Source organism: Vibrio toranzoniae, from assembly GCF_024347655.1.
Lineage (GTDB): Bacteria > Pseudomonadota > Gammaproteobacteria > Enterobacterales > Vibrionaceae > Vibrio > Vibrio toranzoniae.
Genome location: NZ_AP025515.1, coordinates 803,800 through 826,450, shown reverse-complemented (window position 1 = coordinate 826,450; position 22,651 = coordinate 803,800). Strand labels below are relative to the sequence as shown.

25 protein-coding genes are annotated in these 22,651 nt (G+C 44.6%); 8 read left to right on the top strand and 17 right to left on the bottom strand.

The genetic code is table 11. The features are described 5' to 3' along the window. Position 1: 1 nt before the first annotated feature. The 4 genes from secF to dcm all read left to right on the top strand — a co-directional run bounded on the left by secF (position 2) and on the right by dcm (position 5,649). Positions 2-955, top strand: coding sequence for a protein translocase subunit SecF (secF, locus tag OCU50_RS18125; RefSeq protein WP_060469099.1), 954 nt, complete (start codon positions 2-4; stop codon positions 953-955). A 200-nt stretch (positions 956-1,155) separates the two neighbouring features. Further along, a complete protein-coding gene (gene rlmJ, locus OCU50_RS18120) occupies positions 1,156-2,022 on the top strand; it encodes a 23S rRNA (adenine(2030)-N(6))-methyltransferase RlmJ (protein WP_060469098.1) in 867 nt (288 codons plus the stop codon). 450 nt (positions 2,023-2,472) lie between these two features. Continuing rightward, complete coding sequence (locus OCU50_RS18115) at positions 2,473-3,918, top strand: MvaI/BcnI family restriction endonuclease (protein ID WP_060469097.1); 1,446 nt, start codon at positions 2,473-2,475, stop codon at positions 3,916-3,918. 60 nt (positions 3,919-3,978) lie between these two features. Further along, positions 3,979-5,649: a DNA (cytosine-5-)-methyltransferase gene (gene dcm, locus OCU50_RS18110; RefSeq protein WP_060469096.1), complete on the top strand. Its 1,671-nt coding sequence runs from the start codon at positions 3,979-3,981 to the stop codon at positions 5,647-5,649. Positions 5,650-5,688: 39 nt separating this feature from the next. On the opposite strand, the gene OCU50_RS18105 is transcribed toward dcm, so the two are convergent. The 3 genes from OCU50_RS18105 to OCU50_RS18095 form a co-directional block, all read right to left on the bottom strand. Next, a complete protein-coding gene (locus OCU50_RS18105) occupies positions 5,689-6,777 on the bottom strand; it encodes an alkene reductase (protein ID WP_060469095.1) in 1,089 nt (362 codons plus the stop codon). A gap of 71 nt (positions 6,778-6,848) precedes the next feature. Further along, on the bottom strand, positions 6,849-8,057 hold the full coding sequence (locus OCU50_RS18100) for an MFS transporter (RefSeq protein WP_060469094.1): 1,209 nt from the start codon (positions 8,055-8,057) through the stop codon (positions 6,849-6,851). A gap of 80 nt (positions 8,058-8,137) precedes the next feature. Next, positions 8,138-8,821 (bottom strand): SDR family oxidoreductase, encoded by a 684-nt coding sequence (locus OCU50_RS18095; RefSeq protein ID WP_060469093.1) that lies wholly within the window; start codon positions 8,819-8,821, stop codon positions 8,138-8,140. A 125-nt stretch (positions 8,822-8,946) separates the two neighbouring features. Here OCU50_RS18095 and OCU50_RS18090 point away from each other — a divergent pair, with 125 nt between their 5' ends. The 4 genes from OCU50_RS18090 to OCU50_RS18075 all read left to right on the top strand — a co-directional run bounded on the left by OCU50_RS18090 (position 8,947) and on the right by OCU50_RS18075 (position 11,388). Beyond that, on the top strand, positions 8,947-9,882 hold the full coding sequence (locus OCU50_RS18090) for a LysR family transcriptional regulator (protein ID WP_060469092.1): 936 nt from the start codon (positions 8,947-8,949) through the stop codon (positions 9,880-9,882). Positions 9,883-9,987: 105 nt separating this feature from the next. Further along, a complete protein-coding gene (locus OCU50_RS18085) occupies positions 9,988-10,380 on the top strand; it encodes a GFA family protein (RefSeq protein WP_050645917.1) in 393 nt (130 codons plus the stop codon). A 29-nt stretch (positions 10,381-10,409) separates the two neighbouring features. Continuing rightward, entirely contained in the window at positions 10,410-10,877 is a 468-nt protein-coding gene (locus OCU50_RS18080; protein WP_060469091.1) for an OsmC family protein, read from the top strand. Between the two features lie 166 nt (positions 10,878-11,043). After that, the gene (locus OCU50_RS18075) at positions 11,044-11,388 is read left to right on the top strand and encodes a ribosome recycling factor family protein (RefSeq protein ID WP_060469090.1); all 345 of its coding nucleotides are present in this window, start codon (positions 11,044-11,046) and stop codon (positions 11,386-11,388) included. 158 nt (positions 11,389-11,546) lie between these two features. On the opposite strand, the gene OCU50_RS18070 is transcribed toward OCU50_RS18075, so the two are convergent. From OCU50_RS18070 to OCU50_RS18005, 14 genes are all read right to left on the bottom strand, one after another. Continuing rightward, positions 11,547-11,786 carry an RNA recognition motif domain-containing protein gene (locus OCU50_RS18070; RefSeq protein WP_017057644.1) on the bottom strand — a complete coding sequence of 80 codons (240 nt, stop codon included), beginning with the start codon at positions 11,784-11,786 and terminating at the stop codon, positions 11,547-11,549. A 125-nt stretch (positions 11,787-11,911) separates the two neighbouring features. Further along, positions 11,912-12,175, bottom strand: a complete 264-nt coding sequence (locus OCU50_RS18065; RefSeq protein ID WP_017057643.1) for a hypothetical protein — start codon at positions 12,173-12,175, stop codon at positions 11,912-11,914. A 229-nt stretch (positions 12,176-12,404) separates the two neighbouring features. Beyond that, positions 12,405-12,947: a DUF3833 domain-containing protein gene (locus OCU50_RS18060; RefSeq protein WP_060469089.1), complete on the bottom strand. Its 543-nt coding sequence runs from the start codon at positions 12,945-12,947 to the stop codon at positions 12,405-12,407. Then, a complete protein-coding gene (locus tag OCU50_RS18055; RefSeq protein WP_060469088.1) occupies positions 12,944-13,567 on the bottom strand; it encodes a chalcone isomerase family protein in 624 nt (207 codons plus the stop codon). The genes OCU50_RS18060 and OCU50_RS18055 overlap by 4 nt, the downstream gene beginning before the upstream one ends. 3 nt (positions 13,568-13,570) lie before the next feature. Further along, positions 13,571-14,095, bottom strand: a complete 525-nt coding sequence (locus OCU50_RS18050) for a DUF2878 domain-containing protein (protein ID WP_060469087.1) — start codon at positions 14,093-14,095, stop codon at positions 13,571-13,573. Next, positions 14,073-15,353: an SAM-dependent methyltransferase gene (locus OCU50_RS18045; protein ID WP_060469086.1), complete on the bottom strand. Its 1,281-nt coding sequence runs from the start codon at positions 15,351-15,353 to the stop codon at positions 14,073-14,075. The genes OCU50_RS18050 and OCU50_RS18045 overlap by 23 nt, the downstream gene beginning before the upstream one ends. Positions 15,354-15,472: 119 nt before the next feature. Continuing rightward, positions 15,473-16,279 (bottom strand): DUF1365 domain-containing protein, encoded by an 807-nt coding sequence (locus OCU50_RS18040; protein WP_060469085.1) that lies wholly within the window; start codon positions 16,277-16,279, stop codon positions 15,473-15,475. After that, positions 16,276-17,547, bottom strand: a complete 1,272-nt coding sequence (locus OCU50_RS18035) for an NAD(P)/FAD-dependent oxidoreductase (RefSeq protein ID WP_060469084.1) — start codon at positions 17,545-17,547, stop codon at positions 16,276-16,278. Before OCU50_RS18035 ends, OCU50_RS18040 begins: the two co-directional genes overlap by 4 nt. Before the next feature lie 2 nt (positions 17,548-17,549). Beyond that, positions 17,550-18,281 carry an SDR family NAD(P)-dependent oxidoreductase gene (locus OCU50_RS18030; RefSeq protein WP_060469083.1) on the bottom strand — a complete coding sequence of 244 codons (732 nt, stop codon included), beginning with the start codon at positions 18,279-18,281 and terminating at the stop codon, positions 17,550-17,552. Then, positions 18,281-18,712, bottom strand: a complete 432-nt coding sequence (locus OCU50_RS18025) for a nuclear transport factor 2 family protein (protein ID WP_060469082.1) — start codon at positions 18,710-18,712, stop codon at positions 18,281-18,283. Before OCU50_RS18025 ends, OCU50_RS18030 begins: the two co-directional genes overlap by 1 nt. 14 nt (positions 18,713-18,726) lie before the next feature. Then, entirely contained in the window at positions 18,727-20,142 is a 1,416-nt protein-coding gene (gene phrB / locus OCU50_RS18020) for a deoxyribodipyrimidine photo-lyase (RefSeq protein ID WP_060469081.1), read from the bottom strand. Further along, on the bottom strand, positions 20,139-21,086 hold the full coding sequence (locus OCU50_RS18015; RefSeq protein WP_017057632.1) for a YbgA family protein: 948 nt from the start codon (positions 21,084-21,086) through the stop codon (positions 20,139-20,141). The genes phrB and OCU50_RS18015 overlap by 4 nt, the downstream gene beginning before the upstream one ends. A gap of 168 nt (positions 21,087-21,254) precedes the next feature. Next, positions 21,255-21,944, bottom strand: coding sequence for a ChrR family anti-sigma-E factor (locus OCU50_RS18010; RefSeq protein ID WP_060469080.1), 690 nt, complete (start codon positions 21,942-21,944; stop codon positions 21,255-21,257). Continuing rightward, the gene (locus OCU50_RS18005) at positions 21,937-22,584 is read right to left on the bottom strand and encodes a sigma-70 family RNA polymerase sigma factor (protein WP_060469079.1); all 648 of its coding nucleotides are present in this window, start codon (positions 22,582-22,584) and stop codon (positions 21,937-21,939) included. The genes OCU50_RS18010 and OCU50_RS18005 overlap by 8 nt, the downstream gene beginning before the upstream one ends. Between the last annotated feature and the right edge of the window lie 67 nt (positions 22,585-22,651).

The window sequence follows — 22,651 nt, the reverse complement described above, 5'->3', positions numbered from 1 at the left end:
CATGAGTACTTCAAAAATGACTATTTCAGACCGCTATATTTCAGAACGCTATTTTTCAGATAAAAACATGACTCGCCTTCGTAAGGTGATGTCTGTGATTTCTATTGTGCTGTTCATGAGCTCTGTGATGCTGGTGGCAGTTAAAGGTTTTAACTGGGGCTTGGACTTTACTGGCGGTGTGGTTGCCGAAGTTCAGCTTTCTGACCAAGTAACCAAAGACGCGTTAAAAACAAAACTCGATACGGTTTTCCAACAAGACGTGCAAGTGGTCGGTATGGCAGAACAAGACCGCTGGACACTGCGTTACAGCCAATTGACGGATGCGCCACAACCGAATCTAGTGGATGTTTTGTCATCGGTGAGCGACCAAGTACAAGTGCTTAACAGCAGCGTGGTTGGCCCTCAAGTGGGTCAAGACATGGTCGACCAAGGCGGCTTGGCAGTATTGGTGTGTTTCCTAATGATCATGCTGTACCTGAGTGTACGATTTGAATGGCGTTTGGCACTGGGGGCGCTTACCGCGATCATCTATGACGTGACACTTATCTTGGGCTTATTCGCCTTTACTCAGTTCGAATTCAACCTAACGGTATTGGCGGCGGTGTTAGCAATTTTGGGTTACTCACTCAATGACTCAATCATCATCGCCGACCGTGTCCGTGAGATGCTGCGTGGCAACCCTAACGGTGACACTGATAACTTGCTTAACGAATCGGTGAAAGCGACTTTCTCGCGCACCATGGTGACGTCAGGCACCACGCTAATCACTGTATCAGCGCTTTGGTTGCTTGGTGGCGCGGCACTGCAAGGATTCGCAATTGCATTGGTTGTCGGTATTGTCAGCGGTACGTGGTCTTCAGTTTCAGTCGGTATTACCCTGCCTAAATTGCTTGGTTTGCAACCTTGTCACTACCAAGTAAAAGCACCGGTAGAAGTTGAGGGTGAGTATCCTTAGGTTGTCTATGCTCTAGCAGTACAAGTTAGCAAGTAACGTCAGTAAAGCCCTTCGTTGTAAAAAGACGAAGGGCTTTATTTTTTTTATAAGAGTCAACCAGTTAGTCAAAAGAGGCTATTTCAAAAAACAATAGATTGAGCAAGCAAGCCCTCAAGATATGAAGTATGTTTATATGACGTTAGTAGAGATGAGGCAAGGGAATGGAATATCGACATCAGTGTCATGTAGGCGATCATGGAGATGCACTCAAGCATCCAGTATTGAGTGCTCTGGTTAAATCATTAATGCAGCAACACTCACGCCTCAATGTTATCGACACACACTCAGGAACAGGGTGTTATGATCTAACCACCGCGCCAAGTAATCATGCGGGCGAGTTCGCAGAAGGGGTCGGCTATTTATGGCGAAACAAGGCTTATCTTCCAGAGTCGTTCGCGTCTTTTATGTCAGTGCTGGAATACTACAATCCGAATCAGCTTCTCACGCTGTATCCCGGCTCTGCGGCCATCACCTATCAACAAGGCCGTAGCCAAGATAGCTTCTATTTTTCAGATATTCAACAAGATGAAGCCGATTTACTTCAAACCAATATTGAGAAGTTGCAACGCGAGTTGGATGTTTCAAGCAAGCTCACCATTACCGCGGGTGACGGGCTTAAATCGCTGCCTGACGACGTAGCAAAACACGATAATCACCACCTGATTGTTATCGACCCTCCCTATGAAACCGATGCTGAATATCTGGCAGTGATTGATGCTTTGGTGAAGGCTTATCAACAATCTGAGAAAGTCTCTGCGCTGATTTGGTATCCACTTTACACGGATGACAAAAGTTCACTGATTTTGAACCACTGCGTGACCGCAGTGAAAGATGGTTTGCTACCAAGCCCGATAAAATCGGAATTGCGACTGCGCGCTCCTAAGGGCGATGACCGCCTTATCGGCAGTGGTTTGTTGCTGTTTAATCCGCCACAAGGCATGGCCGGAAAGGTAGCTGACACGCTTGATTATTTACACAATCAGCTCGCAACCAATGGTGAGGGTTATTGGCAAATGAGAAGTCTATAAATGGGATTTATGATGAACTTCTAGACGCCGTTCACTAAACTGCTACTATTTTTGTGGTTAAAATTGACCAAACGCTAACTTTTATTGATTGATTAATTGCAGTGAATCATTTAAAAATAGACTACCAATGCGCAAAGGTGCATAAAGGCTCATAAGTTAAATAATTAATCTGAAGATTAAACTCGATTGCGGTTTACCCCCTAAACTGCATTAGGCTCGCACTAGTCATGCGAGCCTTTCTTTTGCCTGAAGAAAATGCTTGTTTGTGCGTTTCATATCGATGTACCTAATTCTATTATCACCTAAAGCAATAACCTAGAAGGAATGGGTACTGATCTAATGTCATAAATTAATTATGTGTCTCATTGATGAAAACCTTGATGTAACTCGTTGATATCCTGGAATTTTAAGCATAGTGTCTAGTCTCACATCTGATACAAGGCTGAACCAATGTACGAATTCAACCATTTTGATCACTTCAACACCCCTAATTTGGCAGCTGTCAGTAAATTGTTGCAGGCGCATGGCTGTAATATTGCGTTGATTAAAGCATTACCTAAAAATGCTAATGATAAAAATCAGATATACATACACTCAGATGCGAGCTTACTTAACTCGATTTTCGCTCTTAACTTTCGCGATAGAGAAGCTAGTACTAGCCAGACAAAAAAGACCTCAAATCCCGGAAGAAGAATCCCAGAAGCGACATTTGAGCACTTTTCATGGTTATCGACTGACGGAAAATTAGCTAAGACTAAAGCCTGTAAAGCCATCATTTATGCTCAATACCCTGAAGCTCGATTATCAGGGTTTGTAACCGATGATTTAGAGATGCCACGTTCTTTGTCGGTCGATTACACAAAAAGTGATGAGTTGTTACCACGCTATCTTATTATCGGGGCAACGAAGGCTGGTGAGGCTGTCGCAATGATAGCCGTTAATCCGCCACAAGAGTTTGTCAAAGAGTTCAAAGCCCTCGAAAACTACTTTGGTTCTTCGGTGTGCAAGGCGGTTGTCATTGAACAAGAAACCGGAACTCAAAAGCTAAAAGCGATACTTAGAGAAAATGTTGCATCACAAACCTTACTTGGTTGTCGGTTTGACAAAGAGGGAAATACCATCCCTTTCACTGGGACTCAGGTACATGGTTATACTTTAGAGCGTGCTTGTGGAATTAAGCCCAACGCAGATAAAAACGGTGATATTTTTGGTATAGAGCTCAAATGCTTTACACGGAAAAAATTAACGTTGTTCACTCCAGAGCCTGATGGGGGCTTGTATAAAGAAAACTTCAACTTATTCATGACGACCTACGGTTATGAAAAAGAAGGAGCATACCGTCTTACTGGATTGCACCGTGCATATCAAGAGAACACAAAGAGCTTACTTACTCTTAAGATAACCTGTAAGCATGCAATCAAAGAAAAAGATGGAATAACAGGCAAGAAAACAATCCTGTATAAAGCTGGCTACTATGATCCTGAAATTCCAATCACAAAGCAAATGACTGATATGAAAGTTATTCTAGAAGACAGAAGTGGTGAAGTCGCGGCTAGTTGGTCATTGGAACGTTTACTTAACTGTTGGGGTGCTAAGCATAATGAAGTGGTTTATGTCCCGGCTCAAAAGCTAGTTAATGAAGAGCAGAGTACACGAGACAAAGGGTACAAGTGGAAGATTGATTTCACAGATCAAGTACTTTGGTGTAATAAAACAAATGCTGAAAAGTTATTCCAAGCTATTGATAATGGCACTGTCTACTTAGATCCTGCCCCTAAGTACTGCCCTGATAGCCCTAAAGACAACAAGCGCCGTTCTCAATGGCGCATTAATGATATTTATAAGGCTGCAGATAGTCTCTATGAAGAGACAAGACTTGTAAACTTGGTTAAATAACTCCAAAAGGGAATTTTGTGTGATAGCATGACACACAAAATTCCCAACAGAATAAAACCTATGCGATATCAAGAAATACTGAAAGGTGACATTGAAGACGAAAAGCGTATTGAGCGTAACTTACTTGCGACTAATAAGCTTTTGAAATTACTCGTGGAAATCTACGATCAGAAGAACTTGGCGATTAAACTTCAAGAGCTTGGCGGTAACTATTGCGATATCACTCGGGAGAAACTTAATAAGTGGAAAGCCAATCCTGAGGCTGGAATAATCGTCTTTCATGAAAAGGCGTTAGAAGACCTTCAAAATAAGCTTTTGCCTGTAAAACCTGCTCATTGGGATAACCCAGATTTTACTTTCATCGATCTTTTTGCTGGTATTGGTGGATTACGTAAGGGTTTTGAAGACGTTGGAGGGAAATGCGTTTTTACCAATGAATGGGATTCTGCGGCTCGACGTACTTACCTTGCAAATCATTATGTAGATGAGCATGAGCTTCCTTATTTCTTAGATAACGAGAAAGAGAACGTAGAGAAAAACACTTCTTACATGGATATCACCAAGATCACCCAAAGTGGTGATAGCGGTGTCTCAGAAGAAGACAAGCAAGCTAATATACTAAAGCATATCCCTCAGCATGATTTATTGCTTGCTGGTTTTCCATGTCAGCCATTTTCATTAGCAGGTGTATCTAAGAAAAATTCATTAGGTCGTGCCCATGGTTTTGAGTGTGATACTCAAGGAACACTATTTTTTGATGTTGAACAAATACTTATAACACGCCAGCCTAAGTACTTTGTTCTTGAGAATGTTAAGAACCTTAAAAGCCACGATAAAGGCAATACATTTGCGACGATCATTCGTTCGCTTGATCGAGCAGGATATTGGATCGCTGATATTTCCGATGTAGATAGCGATATTGAGGAAGCGATACAAGAAGTCCGCAAACGTAAACCTGAACCGACAGTCATTGATGGTGCACATTTTACACCACAGCATCGTGAGCGTATTGTTTTAGTCGGTGTACGCAAAGATTTAGCAGAAGCCAACCCAAGCTTAAAACGATTATCACTTCGTAATATTGAAAAGCCACAGAAGCATTATACTTTTGCTGAAATTCTATGTCCGTTAACTGATGCAGAAAAGAAAAAATATACGTTAACTCCTAATCTTTGGAACTACTTGTATCACTATGCATTGAAGCATCAAACCAAAGGAAATGGGTTTGGATTTGGCTTAGTAGATCCTAGCAATCCACACGCTGTATCAAGAACACTTTCCGCTCGTTACTATAAAGATGGTTCCGAGATACTAATCAATCAAGATGCTTTGGAACCAGAATATCTAACTGATAATCGAGAACATGGTATTCGTAAGAACCTTGAACGTAATGAAGTTGCAAAATCTTTTGCCGATAGACTGAAATTGAATGACCCAGAAGTCGGAGAGAAAGAGTACAAACTTGCACTTAAGGAAGGTGAAAAGAAATATGATGAGTTACATGGCCGCTACGCGCCTGAGTTTGACTCTCTATATAAAACTCCGCGTCGCCTAACTCCTCGTGAGTGCGCGAGACTTATGGGGTTTGAAAAGCCGGAGTTTGACCGCAATGATAGTGATACCGATTTTAGAATTGTTTGCGCTGATACAGCAGCTTATAAACAGTTCGGTAATTCAGTGGTGGTCCCGGTATTTCGAGCCGTAGCTAACCTTCTGAAAACTAATATTTAAAGCGAAGGCCTACATTCATTATGTAGGCCTTTTTAGTAACTACAACACTGGATAATCGGTGTAGCCTTTTTCGTTACCGCCAAACAGGGTGGCGCCGTCGAGCTCTGCTAGTTCACTGCCGTTTTGTAGACGTGATACGAGATCTGGGTTTGCCACGAATGGGCGACCAAATGCGACGAGATCCGCGTAGCCTTTATTTAGCACTTCTTCGGCGCGTTCTGGTGTGTAGCTGCCAGCGACTACGATGGTGTTGGAGAACAGTTCTCTTAGCTCTATACGGAAGCTTTCAGGGATAACAGGTGCGTCATCCCAGTCGGCTTCTGATAGGTGCAGATAAGCGATGTCACGCGCTTGCAGCGCCTTTGATGCTTCTAAAATTGTTGGCACGATGTCTGGGCAGTTCATGTCTTTGAAGGTGATGAACGGGGCTAAACGTACGCCTACTTTGTCAGCACCAATCGCTTCAATGACTGCATCCACGACTTCAATTAGAAAGCGAAGTCGGTTTTCACGACTGCCACCGTAGTTGTCGGTGCGCTTGTTTGAGTTGGTTCTTAGGAACTGGTCAATTAGGTAGCCATTGCCGCCGTGGATCTCGACGCCATTAAACCCTGCTTCTACCGCTTTTTTCGCCGAGTTCGCAAAATCTTGAACGACGCGATCGATGTCTGCTTGGGTCATCGCTCTTGGTTGGATGCAATCCACCATGTTGCCGTTTCCATTCTCATCAGAAATCCAAACCTGAGTTTCTACTGGTGCCAATGCTGAAGGTGCAATTGGCAGTTCGCCCTTTTGAAAGGTTGGGTGAGACACGCGGCCGACATGCCATAGCTGGCAGAATATCGCAGCGCCTTGTTCTTTTGCGGCTGTGGTTACTGATTTCCAACCTTCAATTTGTGCATCGGTATAAACGCCGGGTGTGAAGGAGTAGCCTTGAGAGTCGTCTGAGATCTGCGTTGCTTCCGTAATGATTAAACCTGCACTGGCGCGTTGCTGGTAATAAGTCGCCATCATATCGTTAGGTACGTTTCCGGGCTGGCTAGTACGTGCGCGAGTCATGGGAGCCATAACCACACGGTTTTGCAGTTCTAGGCCTTTCAGTTCTGATGTTTCGAATAATTTTTTCATGGTGTTTACCTTGTTGGAGTCATGTGGTCTTAAAGTTTTTGGTTTTGGTCTAGTGCTGGTGGCAAGCGGAGTTACCTGCTTTCCTCAGGGCAAAAAATTGAGTGGCTATGTGGCTTGTCAGCTCGGTTGGCTTTAGCGATAAGCAGCAAGCCGATTACAGGCACAACAACGGCTGCGAACGGAATCATTCCTGCGCCTAGTTGGCTGTCGAGAACCATGCCGCCAAGGAATCCCCCAAAGGCATTAGCCAAGTTGAATGCCGAGATGTTGGCTGTGGCGGCAAGCTCTTGTCCTTCACCACCATGGCTCATTACTCGAAGTTGCATTGCTGGAACGTTGGCGAATGAAGCAATACCGAAGATGAATACTGCAGCAACAAATAGGATCTTGTCGTCTAGGACTAGGCCGACCACAACCAATGAAACGATCATCGCGACAGCCCAAAACATTGAAGCTTTACCGAGGTTTTTATCTGAAGAGCGTCCGCCCAAAGTGTTACCGATGATTAAGCCAATACCCACAATGACTAAGATCCAAGTTACTGATTCTTGACCGTAGCCCGTGATGTGCATGGCGATAGGCGCTAGGTAGCCGTAAAGCGTCATAAAGCCAGACCAAGCAAACGCGGTGATCGCTAAACTGATCAGAAGCATTGGATTTTTGAACGCCAGAAGCTGAGTTTTGATGTCTTTCGCTTCACTGTGCCCCGTTGATTTGATTGAGATTAGAATAGAGATCATCGCAACTGTGCCAAGCGCCGCTACGGTAAAGAAGGTGGTGTGCCAACCGAATTGCAAGCTCACCCAAGTACCCGCGGGAACGCCAAGAACGTTAGCGAGCGTTAAGCCTGCGAACATTTGGCCAACGGCGCGACCTGCCATTTTCTCAGACACTAAATTGGTCGCGACAACTGCACCTATGCCATAGAAAGGACCTTGCACTAAGCCTGCGATAACGCGGCTTGCAAGTAGAAGTGGGTAACTAGGAGCTAAGGCTGACAAGATATTGCCGATGATGAACAAAGCCATTAAGCCAATGAGTACCCTCTTCTTATTAAAGCGTGCAAGATAGATGGTTAAGATCGGCCCACCAATAACGATAGCTAACGCGTAAGCACTGATTAGATAGCCTGCTTGGCCTTCTGTTATCGAAAGGGATGTCGCAATTTGTGGAAGAATGCCGGCGATAACGAATTCAGCTGTGCCGATAGCAAAAGCTGCGAGTGTCAGTATCCAAACTTGGAATGGAATCTTCTCTTTATGGATGGCTTCTTGTTTCATGATGAGCTACCTATATTAATTTTTGTTTGTTAGGGCGTTATATACATGCCCTAACAATTGCATTTTGTGTCGTTAAGGGGTTAGCCGAGCAGAGCGCCGCCGTCGATGTCGATGATTGACCCAGTTACGTATGGGTTGTTAATCGCGAATAGGTAGCCCATTGCGATATCTTCAGCCTCTCCGACTTTGCCTGCTGGTAAGTTGTTTCTCGCGTTGTCGTACATGGTTGAACGAGCTGAGTCATCCATGTTTTTGTAGGCAGTTGTCATGGTTAGGCCTGGGCTGACGGCGTTGACTCGAATCGGTGATAGCTCTTTCGCCAGTATCTTAGTCACGCTTTCTAGTGCGGCGTTGATTGCCGTTTTTACGTAAGTGCCAGCGACCACTTTGCGCGATAGCATGCCCGTCGTGAGCGTGATCGAACCGTTAGGTTTCATGTAACGTGCTGCATGCTTAGCAACGTTTAGACTGCCCCAAAACTTGGTATCGAATGCCGACTTTGCGTCGTCGATAGCAACGTCTGTCACTTTTCCAGCCGGAGCGGATGAGCCTGCCGTGACCACCAAGTGATCGAATGGACCAATTGATTCGAAGTATTCACAAATCGATTTTTCATTGCTGATATCAACGCCAGTGTGACGGCTGGCAATGTGTACTGTGTTGTCTTCGTTTCTCAATTGCATTGCTAATGCTTTACCAATACCTGACGTGCCACCAATGATGACGAAGGTGTTTTTTTCTTGGTTTGCTAGTTCGTTGTTCATGTTTTGAATTCCTACGTGTTCTGCTGATGGTTGTTATTATATTTATTCGACTAAATTTGATAATTGGCTAAAATATAAATTCATTATTCGGTTTTAATGAACAATGGGGCGAGGGCACGAATAGCATGGATAAGTTTTCAGACATGGCGATGTTCGTCAGTATTGTGAAACATCAAGGTTTGGCCGCCGCGGGGCGAGAGTTGGGTTTATCACCCGCGACCATGACAGCAAGGCTGCAGGCACTTGAAGAACGATATGGCGTGAAGTTGTTGAATCGAAGCACGCGACATGTGTCTTTGACTGACTCAGGCGAGCTGTATTACAAGGCATGTCTGGAGATATTAGATAATGTCAGCGAGGCTGAAAATCTGATTCAGAATGGTGTCAAAGAGGTTAAAGGCCCATTAAAGATCGCTGCGCCGAAAGACATCGGTAAGCAGTACATCCTGCCTATCTTGTCGGAATTTTGTCAGCAGTATCCAGATGTGATTCCTTACCTGTATTTGAACGATAACCTATCGAATATTGCGGAATCGGGCATGGATATCGTGATCCGTTATGGGGAGTTGGTCGACAGCAGTTTGATATCCAGACGTTTGTCGCCAAGCCGACGTGTGCTGTGTGCCTCGCCTGAATATCTTGCCAAGTATGGAACACCGTTGACGCCACAAGATTTGGTCGAACACGATTGTTTAGCGATGCTGCGCAGCAATGAAGAACTCAAGACATGGCACTTCCAAGATCACGACATGAAGAAGTCGATTACCGTTGTGCCAAAGCGATTCTCAGACGACGGTGAAGTGATTCGCTACTGGGCATTAAAAGGCGAGGGCATTGCCCTTAAATCGGTGCTGGATGTGCAAGATGACATTAATAACCAGCGTCTTGTGACTCTGCTCAATGGTTACATGAAGAACTTTAACACCTCGACTTCTGTATCAAGCGCCGACTTGAATGTGGTGTACATCAGTAAGAAATATCAGCCGAAGCGTATCCGACTCTTCTTAGATTATCTTCTTGAGAATTTTAGTGGTTTGGTCGAGCGATCAGACAAAGAGTAGACGACCTACGTATGACGGATCTCTCGAACTCAGCGCCAGCTTACGGACAGGGATCATTGAACTGGTTATCATACGAGCAACATAAGGATGTGATTGGAGAGAAAAATGAAAGTCGTCGGAGATACGGTTATCCAACCTTTTCACAAAGCCACCTGCCATTGTGGCGCAGTGGAACTAGAGCTCAGCCTACCTAACGGAATAGAGAAGCCGCGTCGATGTGATTGTTCTATCTGTCGTCGCAGAGGCGCGATCGTTGGTTCTGTCGCGCTTGATGGTATCAAGATCATCAAAGGTGCTGAGCATCTCAAGCTCTATCAATTTAACACCAATACCGCTAAGCATTACTTCTGCTCAAACTGCGGTATCTATACCCATCATCAACGCCGCTCAAGCCCAAATGAATATGGCTTTAATATCGGTTGTTTGGAAGGGGTGAACCCTTTTGATATTGGTGATGTGGTCACCAACGACGGTGTCAATCACCCCGCTGATCGTTAATTTATTGAGCACTATAAAGGGAAGGGATTATGTCTGAATACGGAGCTGTCATTCGTTGGAAAAAAGCGGAAGATGAAGCCTTTAGCGACAATCAATACAGCCGTGGGCATACATGGGAGTTCGATGGTGGTGTCACCGTACCAGCTTCCTCTTCGCCTCATGTGGTGCCATTGCCACTTTCGGTGGCTGAGAATGTTGATCCAGAAGAAGCCTATATTGCAGCACTTTCTAGTTGTCATATGCTGACGTTTTTGGGCATCGCGGCTAAACAGAAGTATGTGATCGGCTCTTATGTGGACGATGCAGCCGGTGTGCTTGAAGAAGATGAGTCAGGTCGTTTGTCCGTTACAAAGGTGACTTTGCGACCTGAGATTGTGTTTTTAGGAACTAAACAACCAACGGCCAAACAGATCGAAAAGCTGCACCATTTGGCACATAAAAACTGTTTTATTGCGAACTCGGTAAAAACGGACATTGTGGTAGAAACTAAAGCGTAAACAACACACGTTAACATAGAACAACCGCGAGTCTATTTGGCGCATGACTGGCGGTTTTTTTGTGTCTGTGTAATCCTACACATGGTTTTATTGAGTTGTGATTGAAGTGCTGAGTTGCTGGTAGAAAGCACTTCAGTGATCGGTAAAAGTTGGTTGACAGAGAGTTATGTTTAGCGTCCCACTGAATAGTTTTGTACATCGTGTGAGTGATAAAAGCCAAGTGATGGCGAGTGCGATTGAGTGTGGATGCCAGTTGAAGCGAGTTCGCCGTTCACGCAATTGGTTGTTGGTCGCTCAAGAGCATCAACTCGTTGAATTTAAAGCCCTGCTCACCGATGAAAAAGACGGTTGGATTGCCATTGCGATAGACAAAGTACTGCCTAAACCTGTGGTGTGTTTGGCTTCTCTGTTAGCGGCGACACCCTCGATGACGGTCGCTCAGTTAGTGATGGAATCTGGATGTTCAATGGCAGAAGCAAGGCGTGCGATTGATGAACATGAAGGGTTATAAACGCGAGCTTTAAGTAAGCCGGCTGTGTTGTGAAAAGAGAATCGCGAGCAGCAAAAAGCCCGTAACGATATTGCGTTTTTCAGCGGAATATCGTTACGGGCTTTATCATCTGTGCTGCCGTTAAGCTAAGTCATGTGGCTTATGAAGCATTGACTCGATTAAGAGTTCGCTACTTTTACACGAATCGTGTTTTTGCCAAGCTTAGTCATGTTCAGCTTGTTTAGTGCTGCTTTAGCTTCTTCGTGCTCTGGCATTTCAACAAAAGCAAAGCCTTTTGAGTCGCCAGTTTCTTGGTCTAAAACTAGGCTGCACTCTTTTACTGAGCCAAACTCAGAAAATAGCACACGGATGTCTTGCTCAGAAGTAGAGCGCGATAGGTTACGAACTAGAAGTTTCATAATAAACCTTGAATATGAATTTACGCCGGGCATTGTCGCACACTTTCATGCTCACCCTGACATAATAATTTAAGTTCATGCTTGCTTGGGTTTGTTAAGTCATGCCAGCGATTTTTAGAATCAGGTTACTCTTCGTCGAACTGTTTGATCGTGAACGCGTCTTCGATTCGGTTAAGCTCTTCTTGCTCTTTAACTCGCTTCTCTTCTTGAAGAGTCGCTTTCGTTTCGTTGAAACGTTTTTTCTCGGACTTAGTCAGGAATTTTACAGCTTTTTTGTTGGTCAGTGCGTAAGCAACGACGTCTTCACCTTTTTCTCTGCGGTCGTTTACGCGTTGTGAGAAACGTTCATTGTCGCGAGCTTTACGCTCCGCTGAGGTTAACTTGCTCATGCTTTAAAGCCTTTTCAATTAATCATGGTAGGGAATCTACGCTAAGCGAAACAAACAGCAACTACTGAGTATGAGTCTAGCCCATTTGTGTGCTGGTGGCGCATCTTAGCACAGAGGCTTGAGCTTGCAGGTATGCAATTCGCGAGATCAAACGAAACAGCCCACAACTTATCTTTGTGGGCTGAAATTTCGCGCTAAACGAACAAGATTAAATCTAAAGTTCGCTCAATCAGATTTTCTCGATGTATAAGATGACCTCACCGACCTTAAAGCCAAACTTCGACATCTCGGTTTTGTTGAACAATCGTTTGTCGTCCATTAAGAACATCCAATCATCTAGCACGACTTCATAGGTGCTGCCGTCTACTTCTATTTCTAAATCGTATTTCCAATACAGGGCAGAGCCTTGAGTCTCTCCGTATGCAGTACCCACCACATCGTTAGCGGTTCCTGAATAGGTGTTTTCTCCTGTCTTAATCAGGTTCCAAACTCGAGTTGAACGCTCGCCATCCGCAAAAGAGAACCACTCTTTAATTTCTCCGTTATCACCGTCCCATGTAGCAATAAGCTTAACGTCGAAGCGGCGTAGTAAGTTTCCAGAACGGTCGAGCACCATGCCGTAGGCCATCAGATCGCCATTAAAAAAGGTTTCAAGTTTGAGCTCGGGAGTGGTGTCTACGTGGTTATCTAAACTTGCAGAGCCACAACCCGATAGCCAAGTAAGAGAAAGCAGTGCCAGAGCGAATTTTATTACTTTTATTTTTGGACTCATTTATTTAAACCTAATAGTTGTTTGCGAAGGCCGGGCTCGGATGTATTTTCGGATAGCCAGATTGCCAAAAAGGCTTCACCAAATTGTTTGTCTTGGATGGTGCCGATCGGTTGTTCGTCGAAGTAGAACCGGCTTATATTGTCTTCTGTTACACGGATAGTGAGTGTGCTCCCTGCTTCAACGTTAGGCCACATCTCGTACAAAGGTTGTAGCCAACGTTGAATATTGTTGTTTGAGTAGCCAAGTTTGTTCCATTGCTCTTTGGTTGCGTCTACGAGGTCTTTGCTATCTATCGCGCGGTAATACTCAAGTTTCAATGCTCGATCAGAGTTGGTTGGCGTTGCGTAGAACTCCGCAGAATAAAGTGTCCAAAACAGGTAACTCATTTCGCCTTGGCCGCGCTTGTTGAGATCATCGACGACAGAAGCTTTCGCATTCCCGGTGAACAGGAGTGCAGCAAAAATTAGGGACAGGGTGATAAAGCTGAAAAGTTTGGTCGTTCTTTGCTTGCTTGCTAGGGTACGAAAGCTTGTTTGCGTACGATCGTTTGACGGCGTGCGTGCACGACTGTTGTCGCTCTCATGTTTGAACGCTTGCGTCGGGTTGCGTGAATAAGCCATAAGTCACCTCGTTGTCCTTGCTACTTCAGGTTGTACTAAGTTGGAGTAGGCGGCCACCAGTGAGGGCAACAAAATTCCCCAACTTATTGCAAGGGCAGCAACTACCGATGCATCTGGCCAAGTAGTAATAAGGGCGCCTACTTTGATGCCTCCCCAATAGCTACTAGTACCCGCTACGAACCCTATGGCGAACAAGATCACTTTCGAGCATTTTAAAAGCCAATTTAGGCTGTGATTGAAGCTGATCAAAAACATGATCCATAGACATACGAGCCACACTGGAAACCATGATTGATTGGCAATTTCAGAATCGACGGCAAACACGCCGAAGTAAAGCATGAGGCTATCAAGCAATAGCCCCAATGGAAGTAAACAGAGGATTTTCAGGTCACGACTGCGAGTCGGAGAGAGAAGGAAATGAACAACCACAATCAGTGGCGCGATGAACGGGGCTTGCGCGGTAAAGAAGGCGCTGCAAACCCAGGTCGCTTGAAACAGGACCAGATTAATAATCCAAAACTGTTTCATCTTTTGCTCCAAAGTAACGAGGTTTTCTGGCCACTAGGTGATGTGTGCTGATCACGCGCTCTTTGAATGCCCCTTCACAGTAGCAGAAGTAGAAGATCCATAAGCGCTTAAACTCTTCTGAATAACCGAGAGACTCTAACTCTTGCCAGCTGTTTTCAAAGGCGATGTTCCAGTCGTTAAGCGTGCGAGCGTAGTGCAGGCCTATGTCATTAATTTCTTGGACGACAAGGTCTGTGCTGGTCGCAAGGTGTTGAGTCATCACTGAAACCGAAGGTAGACAACCGCCCGGGAAAATGTACTTCTGAATAAAGTCGACGCCTTTGCGGTATTTATCGTAACGACTGTCGGCGATGGTGATTGCTTGGATCAACATCTTGCCTGAAGGTTTCAGTAGCGAAGAACATTTCTCAAAGAAGGTTTGTAGATATTCATGGCCGACTGCTTCTATCATCTCGATAGAGACCAATTTGTCATACTCGCCATCGAGGTTACGGTAATCTTCTTTAAGGAGGGTGATTTTGTCGGTTAAGCCAAGTGCTTTTACTCTTTGTTCTGCAAGCGCGTGTTGGGCATCTGAGATTGTGGTTGTGGTGACATGGCAACCATAGTGTTGCGCCATGAATATAGCCAATCCACCCCAGCCTGTGCCTATCTCGACCACGTTATCGTTTTCTGACAACTCTAAGCGCTCACAGATGGTTTTCATTTTGTTTTGCTGAGCTTTGGATAGGGTTTCTGCTTCTTCGCTGTAGATAGCGGAAGAGTATTGCATTGAGCTATCTAAGAAGCGCTCATACAGTTCGTTGCCAATATCGTAGTGAGCGAGAATATTTCGCTTAGAGCCCTGCTCGGTGTTGGCATTCTTACGACGCAGCAATAGGTTTTTGATGCGAGAAATCCACTGTGTCTTGTCGTCCAATTCGTCTAGCTGCGATTGGTTGCGCGCCATGATCTGGATAACGCGAGTCAGATCTGGGCTGGTCCATTTACCATCAATGTAGGCTTCGGATGCACCAATACTGCCGTTGATGACAACATCTCTAAAAAAGGTCGCATCGTGAATCACAATTCGACCTTTCAAGTCTGCTTCTCGATCACCAAACACTGAATTTTGGTCTCGCTCGATGATTTCGAGCGTCGCAAATTGCAGGCGTTCTAACACCTTGAAGATTAAAGCTCGATATTTACAGTTGCTTGAAACAGCAACGGCTTTAGCTTGTTGTTTAATGTTGTTGTTTTGTTTTGCAAGCTGTTCCATGTAAACCTCGCTGAGAACTCATTTTAATTTTTTAGGTCAACTAAGGTTGGGTGTTGTTCGTTGGTTTGAGACGCCCAAATCATTAATTGAGTTGTACTATTTAGTGACTGTAAAGGCGTTTAAGACGTTGAGTCTGGGTGCGCCACGAACGGTACTTTTTTCAGGAATAATTTGAGAGCCTGATAATAAATTCCCATCACGACTTTTATCGTCATCGCCGGAATCTTGAATACTGTTCGTCGAATGTTTTGCTTGGTTACTGACTGCTTGGTCAGTGCCAGCGTTGCATCGAAAAGCTTTTCGTCTCGTCGGCTTTCGATGTGGACTAATGTTCGTTTCGCTGGTGGCTTAATCTTCCAAAAGTAGGTCATGTTTAAGTCCATAAAAGGCGATACGTGGAACTCCTTCTTAACCTTTAACTCTTGTTGCATGTCGATCAGGTAGTAATGTCGTTGTCGCCAAGGTGTGTTACTCACTTCAGCCAACATATAGCGACACTCTCCGGTTTCGTCGTAGCAGAAAAAACAGTTGATTGGGCTGAAATAAATACCTAAACAACGGCACTGTGCCAACATTGTCACTCTATTTGACTCAGACCAAACCCCACCAAGTTGTTGCACTTTGGAAGCTATACGTTGCTTAAGTGATTTTGGTTCATTGTTAATGCTATTTTCTTTTTTTTCAGCGAGATAATCCGATTCGACAAAGCGAATCGGGTTATACCATTGAGTTCCGAACAGCGCACTACGCGCTGTGGTTTGGGGCAGTTCATCAAGATCCAGCCCCATCATATATAGTTGATAGCTGAACTCGTGGGTGATGTCGCCGAAACGGCGATGTCTGACGTTACCCCAATAGATCCCGCTGAGTTCTTCACTCTTTTCGGGAGCGCTCCCCATGCCGGGTGTCAGGGCGTGAGTGTTCATAGCGCTGAACTCGTATTCAAATCTAAGCCGAAGCGTTTGGTTACATCAAGTGCGCTGTGGACACCATCTTCATGGAACCCGTTGTACCAGTAAGCGCCTGCGAAGTGAGTTTGGTTTTTGCCACAAATCTGTTCACGCTTGTGCTGAGCTTCAACTGTGTTCGAGTTAAGAACCGGGTGATGATAAACAAAGCTGCGAATGATTTTCTCAGGTGCTATCGCGTCACTTTGATTTAGGGTTACACAGAAGGTGTCTTGGCTTTCAATGCCCTGCAGGATGTTCATGTTGTAAGTAACACAGGCTGGTCGTTTGCTGTCGCCATCGAGCATGTAGTTCCAACTCGCCCAAGCCAGCTTTCTGTCTGGTAGTAAGCGAGTATCCGTGTGGAGTACCACTTCGTTGCGGCTGTATGGAATCTCTCCCAGAACCTGCTGCTCTTGTTCGGTCGCATCACCAAGTAGGCGCAGGGCTTGGTCTGAGTGACAGGCGAATATCACTTCATCGAAGTCTTGTGTGACACCATCTTCAAATTCAATGGTAATACCAACCTCTTGGCGGGTGACCTGTTTGATTGACGTATTCAACGCAACCGGTTTGTTCAAATGTGAAAGGATGATCTCAACATAAGAGCGAGACCCTTTAGGAATCACGTACCACTGAGGTCGGTTGGCGATGTCGAGTAGGCCATGGTTATAGAAGAACTGGATAAAGAACTTGAGCTCAAACTCTTCCATCTCTTCTAAGCTTGTCGACCAAATAGCGGCACCCATCGGCAGAATGTAGTGCTGACTAAAGAAGTCAGAAAACTGGTTATCACGCAAGAAACTGCCAAGGGTAACGTCTGGAGTAAACTCATTGCTTTCAAACTGAGCCTTACACAATTTGTTGAACTTGAGAATGTCAGAAACCAAAGACCAGAATTGAGGTTTGAAGATGTTACTTCGTTGAGCAAACAGAGAATTAATGCTGTGGCCGTTGTATTCAAACTTGGTGGTGGTGTTGTGAACGCTGAAACTCATTTCGGTGGGTTGCCTTTCGACGCCCAGTTGCTCGAGGAGTTGATTGAAATTTGGATAGGTTCGATCGTTGAATACGATAAAGCCAGTGTCGATAGAAAACGCCGAGCCTTGATGTTCAATATCAACGGTGGCGGTGTGCCCCCCAACGTAATCATTTTTTTCGAATACCGTTACGTCGTGGTGCTTATCTAATATGTGCGCGCAAGTGAGTCCAGAGATGCCTGAACCAATAATGGCGATTTTCTTCATTGTTATACCATCCTTGAAGCGAGTTTTTGCCAAACTGAAGTTGGAAGCATTCTTAATAGCTTCATCAACATGATGAATCGTCTTGGGAAATCGATCTCACTCTTTCCTTGAGCAATACCGTTTACGATTCGCTGAGTTGCGACCTCACTACTAATAATCATAGGCATAGAGAACGTATTTCGCTCGGTTAATGGTGTTTCTACGAAGCCAGGGTGCACAATTGAGACATGAATATCGTGCTGTGCTAGGTCAACCGAAAGCGTTCTGCCTAAATACGTGAGTGCCGCCTTAGAAGCGCCATAAGCCTCAGCTCTAGGCAAAGGCAAAAAGCTGGCGCTTGAACTCACCAAAACCAAGCGACCGCCGGGCTTGATGTTTTTGAGCCATGCTTTTAAGGCGTAGCCAATAGAGATCAGGTTGATATTAATGACGCGCTCGAAAAGCTCCGCATCAAAATTCAATGGATCATCGATATACTCACAATCACCTGCATTCAAAATTAGCAGGTCGAGTGGCTTGTTGTGGTCAAGCTCAGGGAAATTGTGGTAATCGGTTAGATCAATACAGAGTGGCTCAATGGATGAGTGTGACAGGTCTGTTTTGTGGGAATCGACTAAAGCCTGCAGTTTGTCTGGATTGCGGCCGCAAGCAATAACTTCATGCCCTTGTTGAGCATAATCGAGTGAGAGTGATTGGCCGATACCTGAGGTTGACCCTGTGATCATAATACGCATTATCGACTCGCTCTCTTTTTGATGGATTTGATAGCACAACCTAACACTGGGATGTGTTCGTACAACATCGAGCCGACGTCGAGATAGTCTCTGTGATAGACCACTTGACCATCAAGCATTTTAAGGTGGCTGTGTCCTTGCACTTCTATTGGCTTTTGACCATTCAACTGCTTGTGAGCAAACTGCATTGTCCAATATATAGACGCCTCATCTTTCACCTCAAACTTGTGCTCTATGTGAAAGTAGCAGCTGGTTACTTGGGAATATAGGTTCTCAAAATAGTGCGTCAGTGCTTCGATCCCACTGACTTGATGCAGTGGGTCTTTGAATTCAATTTTTGGATGATACACCGTTTTCAGCACATCAAAATTCTCGGTACCAAGTTCTCGATACATGTTGAGAAAGTTATCAAGCCATAGAGAGTTATCCATAATACTCACTCTAATTATTTGAAAAAGGCTAAGGCTCTCAATCGTGCTTCTTTATGTTCGACGATGGGTTGCCAGTATTCGCTGTCTATTCCGTTTTTAGCGATAAAGTCATGTGGGAAATGTACATGCTTATCAGGGATATTTTGCAGCTCTGGTATGTACTTACGAATAAAAATGCCTTTTGGATCAAACTTTTCACTTTGAGTGATTGGATTGAAAATTCTAAAGTAAGGTTGAGCGTCACAGCCCGTACTTGACGCCCATTGCCAGCCACCATTGTTGGCACTAAAATCACCATCGATAAGGTGCGACATAAAGAATCGCTCGCCCCAACGCCAGTCAATGAGTAGATGCTTGGTCAGGAAACTCGCCACCACCATTCTTAACCGGTTGTGCATCCAGCCAGTCTCAACTAATTGACGCATAGCGGCATCAACCAATGGATAACCCGTTTTACCTTCACACCATGCTTTGAAGCTTGGGTGGTCCTGATGCCAATCTAAGCCGTTGTACTTGGACTGGAAATTAGAGCCTTTCACTAAATCAGGGTGGTGAAACATCAGATGTTTATAAAAATCTCGCCATATCAATTCATTAAGCCAAGAAAAGGCAGGTAATTGAGTGTCAAATAATAGGTCAGGTTGCTGCTGAATCAATTGAATCGCTAGCCACCTCGGACTGACCGCTCCTATTGCTAAATAGGGTGACAACCCTGACGTGCCTTTAATCGAAGGAATATCCCTAAACGCCGCGTAGTCGTTGACTTTGTTTGCTAGGAAGTTGGGAATCACGCTTTTTAATACATCTTGGCTTAATGGCCAGCGACTTGAATCAACACGCGGAAAGTCGAAATCATAGTCAGCGGAGATTCTTAAGGCTTTTAAGTCGTCAGGAAGCTGTTCTTGTGAAAGCTCAGTAGGCACGAAAGGAGCAGGGTTACAGATGATGCCTTTTACCTGAACTTCTTTTAGCCAAGCGTTCTTAAATGGCGTAAAGACTTTGAACATCTCGCCTTGTTTATTGAGAACGCTACCTAGTGGCAGCATTACATCGCAGTCGCTTATCTTTAGGTTTAGGCCGTTTGAAATCAGCTTTTGATCGCGAGCTTGTTCATCGACCTCAGGCTCTGAGTTGGCGTAGACACATGTCGCATCGAGCTGTTTACATAAGTCGACTAGTTTTGTGGCTTGGTCGTTAAAATCAGTGGCTTTGAGGTGCAGCAGAGTGATACCGAACTCCGAGAGCTGTGATTCTAACTGCTTGAGGTGGCGGTAGATAAAATCTGCTTTGATTGGTGCTAGGTGATGTCGTTGCCATTGCTGCGGGGTAGAGATAAAAACGGCGATAGTTACGCCGTTTTCAATTGCAGCGACGAGAGCGGGATTATCGTGAATCCTTAGGTCTCGTCGTATCCATAAAATATCGCTCAATATCCGTACCTCAGTTTAAGTTCTTGTGGGTGAGGGTTGAGATACACTTGTGATTCAAGGTATTCATTTGGGTATTCCATTAGATAGTGGTTGATCAGTGTTAATGGTACTAACAGAGGAATGACACCTTCGCGGAATGAGGTTATCTGATTGGCAAGCTCTTGCTTATGCGCGCTGCTCAGTTGCTTTTTAAAGTAACCCTGAAGGTGTTGCAAGGTGTTAGCATGACTACCACGGTTCGCGTGGTGAGATAATGCCGTCATCAAGCCTTCAATGTATTGACTTGCTAGTTCATCTATCTCTAAATCATTACTTGCCAGTAGCTTGCCTAGGCTCTTATAGCCTTCTACGTGATGACACATTACTAGGTACTTATGTGCACTGTGGAACTGAATTAACTTGTGTTTAGTCACTCCCTCATCGACAAGGTCTAACCACTTTTGATAGGTGAATACTCGTGTCATGAAGTTTTCACGCAAAATCGGATCGTTAAGGCGGCCGTTCTCTTCAACTGGAAGTAACGGGTTCCCATCCATAATTTGTTGGGTGAACATGCCCACGCCTGTCGATTCAGAACCGCGGCCATGATGGTGGTAAACTTTTACTCGTTCCATACCGCAGGTCGGGCTTTTTTGGCAAACAATGAAACCAGCAATGTGCTGATTGTTTTTTGAATAGTTTTGTCCAAATTCAATAAGCTCATTGGTTACATCACCGGAACCATCTGGTCGAGAGACATGGATGATGTCATCGAGTTGACGAGTTTGACGAATGGTTGGTCTTGGTGTCGGTAGACCAATTGCCATTTCTGGGCAAACGGGCTCTAGTTCGACATATTCTGCAAGGTCGTCTGTGCAGAAGCGAGAACGTTTATGTCCTGTATCAAACCGAACTTTGTGACCAGCAACACATGCACTGATGCCTATTTTGATTTTTTTGTCCATTGGCCAACTCCTTCGCTCTGTGCTGTTTAATTTAGTCTAGGCTAGTTAACAAGTTCAGAGCTGTACATAGCAGCTCTGTAACTTTTTGATTTTAAAAAGCCGATATAATTTTAGACTATTTATTTATTGGTCTCTATACCGTTCTGTATACCTGAATCACACTTATTTTTAGTAAATGTACTTACCCAATGGGTTGAATAACTGACTGACGCCTTTAGTGAAGTGCATGGCGTCGCTTGAAACCGTTAAACACACACAGCCTTCTTTCGTTTCTGGTTGATGAGTGTGTTTACCGTCTAACCAGATGAAATCGCCTTTGTTATAGACACCCATTTCGTCCTCGAAGCTCCCCTCTAACAATAGGGTTATTTCAAAGCCTTTATGTGTGTGGCAAGGTACTTGTCCGTTTTTGTCTATATGCAATAAACTGGTGTGGTGCGACTCATCATCGAAATCGAGTCTTGCTCTCGATATTTTCCCTAAACTTATCCAGTCTTTTAGTGCGACTGAGTTAAGCGCTCTAGGAAGCGTAAAAGTGGTTTTAGCTACTGTTACTTTCTGTATTTCTGGCTCCATTTCAACGGATTGAGATAAGTCAGCGGTGATTGATTCAATTGCATCTAAATCAAACTCTACGTCATCAGAAAGAAAGGTATCGATTTCTCTATGACCCAGAGGGAATTCTAAATTGTCAGTGTCAAATACAGTGTTGGCAGCTTCGGCTGTTAATTGATTAACTTGTTGTTGGCAGTGTTCACAGAGCTCAACATGGCTCGCTACAATCAAAGAAACGGAATCAGCGAGAGAACCCCCAACAAAGCTTTTCAACATATTTAAATTTGGGTGATGTTTAATCATGGTTTTGTTCTCCCATGTGGACCTTAAGTTTGGCTAAAGCGAGTCTTAGACGTGATTTGACGGTTCCTAGCGGGACATCAAGTTGTTGAGCGAGTTGTTCTTGTGACAGCTCTTGAAAGTAAACCCCTTTCACAATCGTTTTCTGGGCGAGAGGTAGTTTCTCTATCTGAGTCATTACATGACGGCTCATTAGATGGTCACCAAATGGAAGCTCGTCGTTTTGAGACTCCGCTATCATTGAATCGATTGGCCAGATATCGTCTGCAATGGTTTGTTCCGCTTTCGCTTTCACTTTTCTCAACATATCGAAAGCAGCGTTTCGCATCACGGTGTACACCCAAGTCGTCGCCGCGCCTTTCTCTTCGTTATAGAGGTGTGCTTTTTTCCAAACATTAGCCATTGAGTCTTGAACAAGTTCATTAGCCGCTGCTTCGCTACCCAACTTGCTGATGCCGAAACGCTTTATCTTGGGAGCAAAAAACTTAAATAAACTAGTAAAAGCCTGCTTGTCTCGTTCTGTACCAACCAAAATCAACCAGCTTGAAAGCTCTGCTGGTACTTTGGTTTCGGTAGGTAATTTGTTATCGGGAATAATGACATGCTCCTTGCCTTTCCCTGAACTTCTCATTTCCACTTGCATAGTATCTGACCATCATGCGAATTTGGTTAACACTACGCAGAAAGTAAAGCTCGGGATCACTTCTATT

Excerpts from the sequence above, each read along its gene's own strand:
- OCU50_RS18045 (WP_060469086.1), bottom strand. The coding sequence starts at position 15,353 with ATGGAACAGCTTGCAAAACAAAACAACAACATTAAACAACAAGCTAAA.
- OCU50_RS18015 (WP_017057632.1), bottom strand. The coding sequence starts at position 21,086 with ATGGACAAAAAAATCAAAATAGGCATCAGTGCATGTGTTGCTGGTCAC.
- OCU50_RS18105 (WP_060469095.1), bottom strand. The coding sequence starts at position 6,777 with ATGAAAAAATTATTCGAAACATCAGAACTGAAAGGCCTAGAACTGCAA.
- OCU50_RS18095 (WP_060469093.1), bottom strand. The coding sequence starts at position 8,821 with ATGAACAACGAACTAGCAAACCAAGAAAAAAACACCTTCGTCATCATT.
- OCU50_RS18035 (WP_060469084.1), bottom strand. The coding sequence starts at position 17,547 with ATGAAGAAAATCGCCATTATTGGTTCAGGCATCTCTGGACTCACTTGC.
- OCU50_RS18040 (WP_060469085.1), bottom strand. The coding sequence starts at position 16,279 with ATGAACACTCACGCCCTGACACCCGGCATGGGGAGCGCTCCCGAAAAG.
- OCU50_RS18075 (WP_060469090.1), top strand. The coding sequence starts at position 11,044 with ATGTTTAGCGTCCCACTGAATAGTTTTGTACATCGTGTGAGTGATAAA.
- OCU50_RS18025 (WP_060469082.1), bottom strand. The coding sequence starts at position 18,712 with ATGGATAACTCTCTATGGCTTGATAACTTTCTCAACATGTATCGAGAA.
- OCU50_RS18100 (WP_060469094.1), bottom strand. The coding sequence starts at position 8,057 with ATGAAACAAGAAGCCATCCATAAAGAGAAGATTCCATTCCAAGTTTGG.
- OCU50_RS18010 (WP_060469080.1), bottom strand. The coding sequence starts at position 21,944 with ATGATTAAACATCACCCAAATTTAAATATGTTGAAAAGCTTTGTTGGG.
- OCU50_RS18030 (WP_060469083.1), bottom strand. The coding sequence starts at position 18,281 with ATGCGTATTATGATCACAGGGTCAACCTCAGGTATCGGCCAATCACTC.
- OCU50_RS18085 (WP_050645917.1), top strand. The coding sequence starts at position 9,988 with ATGAAAGTCGTCGGAGATACGGTTATCCAACCTTTTCACAAAGCCACC.
- OCU50_RS18065 (WP_017057643.1), bottom strand. The coding sequence starts at position 12,175 with ATGAGCAAGTTAACCTCAGCGGAGCGTAAAGCTCGCGACAATGAACGT.
- OCU50_RS18115 (WP_060469097.1), top strand. The coding sequence starts at position 2,473 with ATGTACGAATTCAACCATTTTGATCACTTCAACACCCCTAATTTGGCA.
- secF (WP_060469099.1), top strand. The coding sequence starts at position 2 with ATGAGTACTTCAAAAATGACTATTTCAGACCGCTATATTTCAGAACGC.
- dcm (WP_060469096.1), top strand. The coding sequence starts at position 3,979 with ATGCGATATCAAGAAATACTGAAAGGTGACATTGAAGACGAAAAGCGT.
- OCU50_RS18050 (WP_060469087.1), bottom strand. The coding sequence starts at position 14,095 with ATGAAACAGTTTTGGATTATTAATCTGGTCCTGTTTCAAGCGACCTGG.
- OCU50_RS18055 (WP_060469088.1), bottom strand. The coding sequence starts at position 13,567 with ATGGCTTATTCACGCAACCCGACGCAAGCGTTCAAACATGAGAGCGAC.
- OCU50_RS18070 (WP_017057644.1), bottom strand. The coding sequence starts at position 11,786 with ATGAAACTTCTAGTTCGTAACCTATCGCGCTCTACTTCTGAGCAAGAC.
- OCU50_RS18080 (WP_060469091.1), top strand. The coding sequence starts at position 10,410 with ATGTCTGAATACGGAGCTGTCATTCGTTGGAAAAAAGCGGAAGATGAA.
- OCU50_RS18005 (WP_060469079.1), bottom strand. The coding sequence starts at position 22,584 with ATGCAAGTGGAAATGAGAAGTTCAGGGAAAGGCAAGGAGCATGTCATT.
- OCU50_RS18060 (WP_060469089.1), bottom strand. The coding sequence starts at position 12,947 with ATGAGTCCAAAAATAAAAGTAATAAAATTCGCTCTGGCACTGCTTTCT.
- rlmJ (WP_060469098.1), top strand. The coding sequence starts at position 1,156 with ATGGAATATCGACATCAGTGTCATGTAGGCGATCATGGAGATGCACTC.
- OCU50_RS18090 (WP_060469092.1), top strand. The coding sequence starts at position 8,947 with ATGGATAAGTTTTCAGACATGGCGATGTTCGTCAGTATTGTGAAACAT.